The sequence below is a fragment of the Mycobacterium sp. GA-2829 genome, assembly GCF_001499965.1.
GTDB lineage: Bacteria > Actinomycetota > Actinomycetes > Mycobacteriales > Mycobacteriaceae > Mycobacterium.
Map to the genome: position 1 here is coordinate 129,271 of NZ_LQIT01000023.1, position 11,728 is coordinate 140,998.

Genomic DNA, 11,728 nt, shown 5'->3' on the forward strand with positions numbered 1-11,728 from the left:
TCACCGCAGACCCGGGGGTTCCCCGGGGGTGCATTCGGCGCCTGCGGGTGTGGGATCCGATCATGACCGACGAAACCACTGTCCACGATGTGACCTACGAACTGCTCCGAACGCTCGGCCTCACGACCGTGTTCGGCAACCCGGGCTCGACCGAACAGACCTTCCTGCAGGACTTCCCCGACGATTTCACGTATGTGCTTGCGCTGCAGGAGGCTTCGGTCTTGGCGATCGCCGATGGCTTCGCACAGGCCACCGGCAAGCCGGCGCTGGTGAACCTCCACACCGCGGCCGGAACCGGCAACGCGCTGGGCAGCCTGGTCGCCGCCTACCGGGCCAACACCCCGCTCATCATCACCGCCGGGCAGCAGACCCGGGAGATGCTGCTGTGCGATCCGTACCTGGCGAACCGCGACGAGACTTTGCAACCGCAACCTTGGGTGAAGTGGGCCTACCAGCCGGTCCGGGCCGAAGACGTTCCCGCGGCGTTCATGCAGGCCTACGCGATCGCGACGCAACCGCCCGCCGGGCCGGTGTTCCTGTCGATCCCCTTGGACGACTGGAACCAGCCGGCGCGCCGCCCGGCGGTGATCCGGTCCCTGAGTAACCGGGTCCTGCCCGACAGCGACCGGCTGCATGCGTTCGCCGAGCGGATCAACCGGGCCGAGAACCCGGTGCTGGTGCTCGGCCCGGAAGTCGACCGCGCCGGCGCATGGGACGCCGGGGTCGCGTTCGCCGAGAAGCTCAAGGCGCCGGTGTACGGAAGCGCGCTGTGGGACCGGTGCTCGTTCCCCGAGACCCACCCGCTCTACGCCGGACCGCTCCCGATGACGATCGCCGGGGTCAACGAGGCCCTGCACGGTCACGACCTGGCGGTGGTGATCGGCGCCCAGGTGTTCCGCTACTACCCGTATGTGGCGGGGGAGTATCTGCCCGAAGGCACCGACCTGCTGCACATCACCTCCGATCCGCACATCTCGGCGGTCGCCCCGGTGGGCGACAGCCTGCTCGGCGACGTCCACGCCGCACTCGAGCAACTGGCCACACTGGTCGAGGCACCCGCCGAACGCGTCGCCGCGCCGGGATTCCGGCGCGAGACCCGCACGGAGATGCCGAAAGCCACTGCGCCACTGGTCCCCAGCGATGTGTACACCGTGCTGGGTCTGTTGCGGCCCGACGATGCCGCGGTGGTGATGGAGTCGACGTCGACGATGGCCGAACTGCTGGCTTCGATGCCGACCACCCGCAGCGCGAGCTTCTTCGCGACGGGCAGCGGCGGCATCGGCTGGGGGGTGCCCGGCGCGGTCGGCGTCGCGCTCGGCGACCGCGCCCGCGGCGTCGACCGCAAGATCATCGCCACCATCGGCGACGGGTCGTTCCAGTACTCCATCCAGGCCATCTGGACCGCGGCCCAACACAAACTGCCCATCGTGTTCGTGGTGATGCGCAACGGCGAGTACGCCATCCTCAAGTCCTTCGCACTGTTGGAGAAGACCCCCAACGTCCCCGGTCTGGACCTCCCCGGCCTTGACATCGCCGCGCTGGCAACGGGTTTCGGGTGCCGCACGGTCGAGGTCGGCGGCACCGAAGACCTCGCCCGCGAGTTCACCGCCGCGCTGGACGCCGACGGGCCCACGGTCATCGTCGTGCCGACCCAGCCGCAACTGCCGTTCCTGGGGTGAGCATGCCGGTCTACACCTGCACCACCACCGCGTCCACCCTGGGCTCCGACACCAAGGCCAACCTGGCCGGCGAGATCACCCGGATCCACTCGATGATCAACCACGTCCCCGGCACCTACATCAACGTCGTCTTCCACGAACTGGAGGCCGACCAGGTGTACACCAACGGCGTTCCCGCGCAACCGCTTCTGATCAACGGCTGGGTGCGCACCGGGCACCCGGAGGCGCAGAGCAGCCAGTTGGTGGCCGAGATCGCCGCCGCGGCGGCCCGGGTCACCGGAATCCCGCCCGGCCGGATCCTGGTCGTCCTCGAGAACAGTCCGGCGCACCTCGCGATCGAGGGCGGACGGGTGCTGCCCGCGCCCGGCGAGGAAGAAGCGTGGCTACGACAACTGTCCAACTCAACGGAGTGATCACATGACATCAGACACCGTCACCGCACAACCGGCCGACCTCGGCGCCGCCTTCGCCGACCACTGTGAGGTGATCACCGACGAGACCGTCGTGACCGAACGCGGCCATGACTTCTGGGGCGTGGGCAGCCGCGCGGACATGGTGCTGCGCCCCAGCGACGCCGAACAGGTCGCGGCCATCATGCGGATCGCCGCCGACAACGGCGTGACCGTCGTCCCGCGGGGCGGGGCGTCGAACTGCTCGGGCGGCATGATGCCTTCTCGCGGAAGCGTGCTGCTGGACCTGACGCACCTCAACCGCGTGGTCGATGTCGATGCCGAGAACCGTTGGGCGCGAGTCGAAACGGGCGTGGTCAACTCGGATCTGCAGGAGCGGCTGGCGCCGTACGGGCTATGTTTCTCCCCGGATCCGGTGTCCTCGCACCTGTCCACGGTCGGGGGCAACCTGATCGAGAACGCGGGTGGACCGCATGCGCTCAAGTACGGCGTCACCTACAACCACATCCTCGCCGCCGAGGTCGTGCTGCCGGATGCGACGACGGTGACGTGGCGCGCCGACGACGACGGGCCGGATCTGCTCGGGCTGCTCGTCGGGTCGGAGGGCACGCTCGGTGTCGTGACCGAGGTGACCGTCGCGCTGCGGCCGATCGCCGAGGTCACCCACAGCCTCATGGGGGCGTTCGACACCGCGCGGCAGGCGGCGGACACCATCTCCGCGATCATCGCCACCGGGGTGGTGCCCGCCGCCGTGGAATGGCTCGACCGCGACGGCATCGCCGGGTTGCAGCAGTTCTACGACACCGGCTATCCCCTCGACGCCGCCTCGATCGTGCTCATCGACGTCGACGGGTCCGAGGCCGAAGTGCGGCGCGACCAGGCGGTCGTCGAGCGGGTGCTGCGGGAGCGGGCGACCGAGGTCCGGATCGCCGAGGACGAGGACGCCAGGGACCGACTCTGGTACGGCAGGCTGCACGCGCCCGATTCGGTGGTGCAGAGCGGTAAGGGCTTCTTCATCGGTGACGTCACCGTGCCGCGCGACCGCATCCCGGAGATGCAAGAGGCGATCCAGGCGACCGCCGCCCGCCATGCGGACGGGCTGCTGTTCATCGCGGTGTGCGGCCACGCCGGCGACGGCGACCTGCATCCGACGACGTTCTACGACAGAGACAACCCGAAGGCGGCCGCGGCGCTCGAGGCGGCCAACAACGAGATCATCGACGCCGCGCTTGCGCTCGGCGGCACCATCACCGGGGAGCACGGCGTCGGCACCGAGAAGATCCCGTTCATGACCAAGCGGTTCACCCCGGTCGAGATCGCCGCCCAGCGCGCGATCAAGGCGGCGTTCGATCCGGCGGGCAGGCTCAATCCCGGGGTCATGCTGCCGCCGCCGTCGCCCGACGAGCCCGTCGTGGACGCCTTCGCGGCGGCCGTCGGCGCGGCGCTGGCCGGACACCCGGCCGCGGCGACACCGGGACCGCTCACCGCCGGCGGGCGCACCGACGTCACCGCCAACCTCGGGAACCTCAGCCTGGTGGTCGGCGCGGACGCGACTCTCGACGACATCCACCGCTACCTCGACCGCGAAGGGGTCAGCTGCGTCGGCATCCCGGCCGTGGGAGGGGGGCGGCGGATCGGCGAGGTGGTGGCCACCGCGACGGGTGAGGAGCGGATCGAGATCCGGCACGCCCTGCTCGGTGTCGAGGCGATCGTCGGCGAACTCCCGGCCCGGTTCGGCGCCCAGACCATGAAGGACGTGGCCGGTTACGACACCAAACGCCTCTATATCGGCGGGAACGGGGCGTTCGGCCCGCTGAGCGCGCTCATCTTCAAGATCACCGTGAATCGCTGATACCGGCCGCGGAGACGGAGAAGCCCCATCTCGGCTTTGCTGAGATGGGGCTTTCCGGTTCGTTGAGGGGAGTGGTCAGGCGGTCCGGCGAATTCCGCGCTTGAGTAACATCTCGCGCTCGGATTCGCTCAATCCGCCCCAGATGCCGTACGGTTCGCCGACGGCGAGGGCATGGGAACGGCACTGGGCGATCACTGGGCAACGGCGGCACATTTCCTTGGCGCGCATTTCGCGTTGAGCGCGGGCGCGGCCACGCTCTCCGTCGGGGTGGAAGAACATCGACGAATCGACGCCCCGGCAAAGTCCGTGCATCTGCCAATCCCAGATGTCGGCGTTGGGCCCGGGCAGCTGCTGTGGCTGAGGCATTGGGAAAACCCCTCTCTAAACACCCTTTTCGGGGACGCGGTAGCGCTGCGTCGTGGTACAGATCGTCAGAGCTTGTCGCCGGTGACCACTCGTGCACACAACGTAGAAGGGCGAAAGATTTTCCGTCAATAGCGTGATCATGTGCTCAATCGCATAACCCCAGCTAGAGAATTTACGTCACGTTCATCCTTCTGACTTGCCGCTGGCGCGAAACGTGGTATCGGGCGGGTTCGCAAGCGCTCCGACGACGGCTTTTGCCACCATGGTTGCCATTGAGCAATGGCGCGATCCCGGGCCCGATTAACATCGCCGTAACTCAGCGCCCACAAAGAGTTAACCGCTCGCCGCGTTGGCCCGGTACCGGTTTGCCGAGGACACCGCGGCAAGCGGCGTTGATAACGTCGCACCCCGATGACCACCACCCGCGCCGCGCTGCTCGACGCCGCATTCGGTGAGCACCCTGATCGGTGGCCGCTACCGGCGGCGACAGATCCCCGCGAGCGCTGGCTGCGCGCGGTGTGCGCCGGCGGGCAGGGCCGCTACGCCGTCGCGCTGACCGAACTGGCCGCACTCGACCGCTCCGCCGGACCGCGATCGTTGGCGCTGAGCACCCGGGCGTCCTTCCTCCGCCAACTGGGCCGGCATCGCGAGGCCGCCGGCTGGGACGGCCGCGCGCTGCTGACTGCCGAGACGCCCGCCGCGACCGCCGACGCGGTGATCGGCCTCGCCGCCGACGCACTGGGCGTCGGACGGTTCGGTGCCTCCGAACGGCTGCTGGACCGCGCGGCCGGGGCCGTGGATGGCGCCGACGACCCCCGGTTACCGGTACGGCTGCAGTGGGTGAGCGCCGAGCTGGCGATGGTGCGCGGGATGGGTGCGCTCGCCGTCGAGCACGCCGAACGCGCGGTGGCGGCTGCCGCGGACTACCCCTCGGTGCGGCACCGCCTCAAATCGGAGGTCGTGCTCGCCGCGGCGCTGTGCAGTCACGGGGAGACCGACCGGTGCAGGGCGATCGCCGACGCCGCACTCGACCGGGCGGCCGGTCTGGGGCTGATCCCACTGCACTGGGCGCTGGCCAGTCTGCTCGCCGACATCGGCAGCGCGCAGTACACGCCGACGCAGGTCACGGACTTTCGCGACGCCAGCGCCGATACTGTGCGTCACAGGGGCGGCGTGTGGGCGGATCGCTAGTCCGGGTGGCGCCCGCAGGCATCGTTATTGTTTAGCTGAGCTAGAACGCCGAATACGCCGTTCGTAACGTTGGAGAACACACCCACGATGACAATTTCGGGAGAACGTCTCGATGCTGTCGTCGCTGAGGCAGTGGCGGGCAATCGTGACGCACTCCGCGAAGTGTTGGAGACCATTCGTCCCATCGTCGTGCGGTACTGCCGAGCCAGGATCGGCGCGACGGAACGGAGCGGTCTCTCCGCCGACGACGTTGCGCAGGAGGTTTGCTTGGCCGCCATCACGGCGCTGCCGCGTTACAAGGATCAGGGACGACCGTTCCTCGCCTTCGTATACGGCATCGCAGCGCACAAGATCGCGGACGCGCACCGAGCGGCGAGCCGCAACAAGTCGGATCCCACCGACGTGGTGCCCGAGCGGTTCTCCTCGGAGGCGGGCCCCGAACAGCTCGCCATCAATGCCGAGTCGTCGGCCCAGATGGACAAACTCCTCGGAGTGCTGCCCGACAAACAGCGCGAGATCCTCATCCTGCGCGTCGTCGTCGGGATGAGCGCCGAGGAGACCGCCGAGGCCGTCGGCAGCACCGCCGGCGCGGTCCGGGTGGCCCAGCACCGCGCTCTGGCGCGGCTCAAGGCCGAGATCATCGCGACGGGAGGGCATGACCGTGCCTGATTTCCCGCGCCGACCCTTCAACGGTTCCCCGAACGGCTCCGCGAACGGCGGTGAGCCGTCGCTGCCCGAGATCAACTACACCGACCGCCTGCTCGACGCGCTGGCCGGCGAACAGCCGGTGTACGCGAACGACTCCGCCGAAGCCGAACTGACCTACCTGCTGGCGGGGTGGCGCGACGAGGTCCGCCGGCCCACGATGTCGGCGGTGTTGACCCCGCGCGACGCGGCCATCGCACTGGACCGCTCGACGACCACCACGCACCGCCGCCGGTTCTCACTGGCCGTCGTCGGCTCGCTGGCCGCCGCGGTGCTCTGCCTGGGCGGCTTCGGTTCGGTGGTCTACGGCGCCGGACCGGGCGACCCGCTCTATGGTGTGCGCACGATGCTCTTCGGCGAACAGCACGCCACCCGCGACGATCAGGTCGCGCTCGCCGCGCAGACCCAGATGGCCCAGGTGCAACAGCTCATCGACCAGGGCGACTGGACCGCCGCGCAGGACAAACTGCAGACGCTGACGACCACGGTCGCCGCGGTGGGGGACACCGGCCGTCAGCAGGAGCTCGTCGAGCAGTGGCAGCAGCTGTCGGTGAAGGTGGAGACCCGCGACCCGGCCGCGACCGTGCCGCCGGACGCCCCGCCGGTGGTGCTGCCCGAGGTGCCGTCGGACATCCCGCTGCCCGCGCTGCTGGGGCCGGACGCGACATCGCCGTCGGACAGCACGACACCGTCGAGGCCGCCGTCGTCGACCGATCCGTCGGCCACGTCGCCGTCGAGTTCGGCGCCAGAGACGTCCCCGTCGAGCATCCCGCCGTCGGAGACGCCGCCGTCAAGTCCTCAGCCGACCACTACGTCACCACCCGCTCCGTCGCCCACCCCGTCGACGGCGCCCACTTCGGCGCCGTCGTCGTCGGCTCCGGTGCAGCTGCCGCCGCCGTCGTCCGGCGTCACCGCGCCCGAGCCGACCTCCGCGGCGGCCACGACCCCGGCCACGACGGCGGGGACCACCTCGGCAGCGAAGCCCACGCCCACGCCGGGCACGACGGCGGCCGCGCCCCCGGTGGTGGAGGAAGAGGCGCCGGCTCAGTCGGCGCCCAGCGTCGAACAGACGCGGATCTCGGTGCCGGCCACCACGACCACGGTCGTGCTACCGGCCCCCGGTGCGGCGGCAGTAGAAGAAGAGTGACGAACCGCTCAGCGGTAGCCGTCTGAGTCCGACGTCGCTTCGTTGAGCGAGGCGTCGGCGTATCCGCGGCAGTAGTCCCACGTGACGTAGGCGTCGGGTTCGGGATCGTAGGCCGGCTCGTGCGGCCGCACGGTCCCGTCGACGAGCAGCTGCAGCAGGTTCGCCCGCAGCATGTCCCAGTCGTGGTAGTGATCCTGCTGGCATTCGTCACAGCAGACGACCAGACCGCGAATCCCCTTGTGCGCCAAGAGCGCCTCATACACCGCGAGGTCAGCGAGGTCGGCCTCGACGGCGGTGCGCTCCTGCGGGTCCAGCGGCTGACCGGGTTCGAGCGCGTCGAGGGCCGCCGAGGGATCGCAGGGATCGTCGGCGAACGGATCGGGCGGCAAACCAGGTGGCAGGTGGTCTCGCACGGCTCCACCTTACGCAGCACCCCTGTGATCCCGCCAGCCGTTACCGGTGTGGCGATCCGGCGTGCGGGGCCGAGGCAGGGCATCCGTAACCGATAGGATTGAGTATCCGCCCAAGTGCCTATGGAGGGCCCGCCCATGTCGATCGCTGAACGCAGCGTTCCCATCGCCGTACCGGTCCCGACCGGCGGCGACGATCCGACGAAGGTGGCCATGCTCGGGCTGACCTTCGACGATGTGCTGCTGCTTCCCGCCGCCTCCGATGTCATCCCCGCGACCGCCGACACCTCGAGCCAGCTGACTAAACGCATCCGGCTGCGGGTGCCGCTGGTCAGCTCGGCGATGGACACCGTCACCGAATCCCGGATGGCCATCGCGATGGCCCGCGCAGGCGGTATGGGTGTGCTGCACCGCAACCTGCCCGTCGCCGAACAGGCCGGCCAGGTGGAGACCGTCAAACGGTCGGAGGCCGGGATGGTCACCGACCCCGTGACCTGCGCGCCGAACAACACACTCGCCGAGGTCGACGCGATGTGCGCCCGCTTCCGCATCTCCGGGCTGCCCGTCGTCGACGAGCAGGGCGCGCTGGTCGGCATCATCACCAACCGCGATATGCGCTTCGAGGTGGACCAGTCCAAGCCGGTCTCCGAGGTGATGACCAAGGCCCCGCTGATCACCGCGCAGGAGGGGGTCTCGGCCGAGGCCGCGCTCGGACTGCTGCGGCGCCACAAGATCGAGAAGCTGCCGATCGTCGACGGACACGGCAAGCTGACCGGGCTCATCACGGTCAAGGACTTCGTCAAGACCGAGCAGTTCCCGCTGGCCACCAAGGACTCCGACGGCAGGCTGCTCGTCGGCGCCGCGGTCGGTGTCGGTGACGACGCCTGGGCCCGCGCGATGACGCTGGCCGATGCCGGGGTGGACGTGCTGATCGTCGACACTGCGCACGCCCACAACCGCGGGGTGCTCGAGATGGTGCACCGCGTCAAGACCGCGCTCGGCGAACGTGTCGACGTCATCGGCGGCAACGTGGCGACCCGCTCAGGTGCGGCCGCCCTCGTCGAAGCCGGCGCCGACGCGGTCAAGGTCGGCGTCGGACCGGGTTCGATCTGCACCACCCGCGTGGTCGCGGGGGTCGGGGCGCCGCAGATCACCGCGATCCTCGAGGCGGTCGCAGCATGCGCACCGCACGGCGTGCCCGTGATCGCCGACGGCGGTCTGCAGTACTCCGGCGACATCGCCAAGGCGCTCGCCGCCGGCGCGTCCACCGCGATGCTGGGATCGCTGCTCGCCGGTACCGCCGAGGCGCCGGGTGAGCTGATCCTGGTCAACGGCAAGCAGTTCAAGAGCTACCGCGGGATGGGGTCGCTCGGGGCGATGCAGGGCCGCGGCGCGACCGGCAACCTGCGGGGCAGTTTCTCCAAGGACCGCTACTTCCAGGACGACGTGTTGTCCGAGGACAAGTTGGTGCCCGAGGGCATCGAGGGGCGGGTGCCGTACCGCGGGCCGCTCGCCCAGGTCATCCACCAGCTCACCGGCGGTCTGCGGGCGGCCATGGGCTACACCGGTTCACCGACCATCGAGGCGTTGCAGCAGGCACAGTTCGTGCAGATCACCGCGGCCGGGCTGAAGGAAAGCCATCCGCACGACATCACGATGACCGCCGAAGCGCCCAACTACTACGCCCGCTGACGGGACTGGGGACACACCACTGTGCGAGACATGGTCGAAATCGGTATGGGCCGGACCGCCCGCCGTACCTACGAACTCCACGACATCAACATCGTGCCGTCGCGGCGCACCCGCTCGTCCAAGGACGTGTCGACGGCGTGGCAGCTGGACGCCTACCGGTTCGAGATCCCGGTCGTGTCGCATCCGACCGACGCCCTGGTGTCGCCGGAGTTCGCGATCGAACTCGGCCGTCTCGGCGGGCTGGGGGTCCTCAACGGTGAGGGCCTGATCGGCAGGCACGCCGACGTGGAGGAGAAGATCCGCCAGGTCGTCGAGGCCGCCGACAAGGAGCCCGACCCGTCGGCCGCGATCCGGTTGCTGCAGCAGCTGCACGCCGCACCGCTGGACCCCGAGCTGTTGGGGGCGGCGGTGGCCCGGATCCGTGATGCCGGGGTGACGACCGCGGTCCGGGTGAGCCCGCAGAACGCGCAGGCGCTGACACCCGCGCTGCTGCAGGCGGGGATCGACCTGCTGGTCATCCAGGGCACGATCGTGTCCGCCGAACGTGTCGCGAAGGATCACGACGGGGCGGGCGAACCGCTCAATCTGAAGACCTTCATCTCCGAACTCGACGTCCCGGTGGTCGCCGGCGGCGTGCTCGACCACCGCACCGCGCTACACCTCATGCGCACCGGCGCGGCCGGCGTCATCGTCGGCTACGGGTCGACCTCCGGGGTCACCACCTCCGACGAGGTGCTCGGGATCAGCGTGCCGATGGCGACCGCGATCGCCGACGCCGCCGCCGCGCGCCGCGAATACCTCGACGAGACCGGCGGCCGCTACGTACACGTGCTCGCCGACGGTGACATCCACACCTCGGGCGACCTCGCCAAGGCGATCGCCTGCGGCGCCGACGCCGTCGTGCTCGGCACCCCGCTGGCGAGTGCGGCCGAGGCGATGGGCGGCGGCTGGTTCTGGCCCGCCGCCGCCGCGCACCCGTCGCTGCCGCGCGGCGCGCTACTGCAGGTCGCACTCGGAGAGCGGCCGTCGCTGGAACAGGTGCTCGTCGGGCCGTCGGACGATCCGTTCGGTTCGCTCAACCTCGTCGGCGGATTGCGCCGGTCGATGGCCAAGGCGGGCTACTGCGACCCCAAGGAGTTCCAGAAGGTCGGTCTGACGGTCGGCGCGTAGTTTCGGCGCGAGCAGACACAGATTCGCGTTCCAAGGGTCTCGATCGCCTGAATTTGTGACTGCTCGCGGGCTTCAGCCCGCCAGGCGGCGGGATAGGTGAGTGGCGATGCGCTCCGCAAATTGGGCGGGGTGGTGTCGCACGTCATCGACGACGATCGGGATCACGGTCCAGCCCAAGTCCTGGAGCGCCGCGACGCGTTTTCGGTCCCGGACCATCTCGTCGCGGCCGGTGTGCCATTCCACGCTCTCGTATTCGGCGACGACCCGCTCGTCCGGCCACGCGAAGTCGACCCGCCACACGACGCCGTCGCGTCCGTGGATCTCATATTGCAGAACCGGTGTGGGCAGGCCGTAGTCGATCATCACGAGCCGCGCCTCGCTCTCCATGGCTGACTCCGCGCGTCCGTCGACATGCGGTAACAGGTCGCGCACCGCGACGATGCCCCGACGGCCGAACTGCGCGTCGACGGCTCGCGCCAGCTCGGCGGTGTCGCACCAGGTGGAGTGGACAGCGGCGTCGAGCGTGGCGAGGGCCCTGGGACGAGAGAGGCGACGTGCGGTCTCCACCGCAGTCCACGCGGGCGCGGTAGCAGCACGGCCGGCAACCCGGTGCAGCGGTGCCCCGACGCGTTGATGCACCGACACGCCGACCGTCGGACGGATGCGCCTGCCCGGGTCGAGGATGTGGAGCCCCACGGTGTTCTCGACGTCGAACCCGTAGAGGGAGGCCGCCGTCCCCAGACACGCGACGGCCTCCTGACGCAGGTACAGGTCGAGCGCCCGCAGCCGTCCTCGCAGATCGGGTACCCGGTCGGCGTACACGCCGTGGCACACCCGTAGCACCTCGCCCCGCCGTACGAGCCAGTCCAAGCGCGGGCGCGTCATGACGGTCCGCAGTTCGCGCGCCGTCGCGATGCCGCCGGCTCGGTGAAAGAGTTCGCGCTCCGCCCCATTCATGCGTCGACTCTCGGGCATTGGCCCGCCGGCCGGTAGGGGTGGACAACTCGCCTGTGGACAACTTGCCGCGAGCAGACACAGATTCGTGCGATCGCAGCCGCGATCACACGAATCTGTGTCTGCTCGCGCGGAGGGGTTAGTGGCTAGTT

Annotated in this window: 11 protein-coding genes; 8 read left to right on the top strand and 3 right to left on the bottom strand. The window is 69.7% G+C overall.

Going from position 1 to position 11,728, the window contains the following annotated elements; all coding sequences use genetic code 11:
* Positions 1–62 precede the first annotated feature (62 nt).
* The 3 genes from mdlC to AU194_RS15530 are packed head-to-tail and all read left to right on the top strand — an operon-like array spanning position 63 to position 3,941.
* Entirely contained in the window at positions 63–1,679 is a 1,617-nt protein-coding gene (mdlC, locus tag AU194_RS15520) for a benzoylformate decarboxylase (protein WP_059090231.1), read from the top strand.
* Positions 1,680–1,681: 2 nt separating this feature from the next.
* A complete protein-coding gene (locus AU194_RS15525) occupies positions 1,682–2,092 on the top strand; it encodes a tautomerase family protein (RefSeq protein WP_059090137.1) in 411 nt (136 codons plus the stop codon).
* Positions 2,093–2,096: 4 nt separating this feature from the next.
* The gene (locus AU194_RS15530; RefSeq protein ID WP_059090138.1) at positions 2,097–3,941 is read left to right on the top strand and encodes an FAD-linked oxidase C-terminal domain-containing protein; all 1,845 of its coding nucleotides are present in this window, start codon (positions 2,097–2,099) and stop codon (positions 3,939–3,941) included.
* Between the two features lie 75 nt (positions 3,942–4,016).
* Here the strand turns inward: AU194_RS15530 and AU194_RS31215 are convergent, their stop codons facing one another.
* Positions 4,017–4,307 (bottom strand): WhiB family transcriptional regulator, encoded by a 291-nt coding sequence (locus AU194_RS31215; protein ID WP_011558573.1) that lies wholly within the window; start codon positions 4,305–4,307, stop codon positions 4,017–4,019.
* A 411-nt stretch (positions 4,308–4,718) separates the two neighbouring features.
* Here AU194_RS31215 and AU194_RS15535 point away from each other — a divergent pair, with 411 nt between their 5' ends.
* From AU194_RS15535 to AU194_RS15545, 3 genes are all read left to right on the top strand, one after another.
* A complete protein-coding gene (locus AU194_RS15535; RefSeq protein ID WP_059090139.1) occupies positions 4,719–5,498 on the top strand; it encodes a hypothetical protein in 780 nt (259 codons plus the stop codon).
* Positions 5,499–5,585: 87 nt separating this feature from the next.
* Entirely contained in the window at positions 5,586–6,167 is a 582-nt protein-coding gene (locus AU194_RS15540) for a sigma-70 family RNA polymerase sigma factor (protein WP_059090140.1), read from the top strand.
* Positions 6,154–7,350: an anti-sigma-D factor RsdA gene (locus AU194_RS15545; RefSeq protein ID WP_157576110.1), complete on the top strand. Its 1,197-nt coding sequence runs from the start codon at positions 6,154–6,156 to the stop codon at positions 7,348–7,350. Before AU194_RS15540 ends, AU194_RS15545 begins: the two co-directional genes overlap by 14 nt.
* A gap of 8 nt (positions 7,351–7,358) precedes the next feature.
* Here the strand turns inward: AU194_RS15545 and AU194_RS15550 are convergent, their stop codons facing one another.
* Positions 7,359–7,763: a DUF5319 domain-containing protein gene (locus tag AU194_RS15550; protein ID WP_011768106.1), complete on the bottom strand. Its 405-nt coding sequence runs from the start codon at positions 7,761–7,763 to the stop codon at positions 7,359–7,361.
* A 135-nt stretch (positions 7,764–7,898) separates the two neighbouring features.
* Here AU194_RS15550 and guaB point away from each other — a divergent pair, with 135 nt between their 5' ends.
* Positions 7,899–9,452, top strand: a complete 1,554-nt coding sequence (guaB, locus tag AU194_RS15555; RefSeq protein ID WP_059090233.1) for an IMP dehydrogenase — start codon at positions 7,899–7,901, stop codon at positions 9,450–9,452.
* 30 nt (positions 9,453–9,482) lie between these two features.
* Complete coding sequence (locus AU194_RS15560) at positions 9,483–10,622, top strand: GuaB3 family IMP dehydrogenase-related protein (protein ID WP_197417632.1); 1,140 nt, start codon at positions 9,483–9,485, stop codon at positions 10,620–10,622.
* 72 nt (positions 10,623–10,694) lie between these two features.
* On the opposite strand, the gene AU194_RS15565 is transcribed toward AU194_RS15560, so the two are convergent.
* On the bottom strand, positions 10,695–11,579 hold the full coding sequence (locus AU194_RS15565; protein WP_157576112.1) for a type IV toxin-antitoxin system AbiEi family antitoxin domain-containing protein: 885 nt from the start codon (positions 11,577–11,579) through the stop codon (positions 10,695–10,697).
* Between the last annotated feature and the right edge of the window lie 149 nt (positions 11,580–11,728).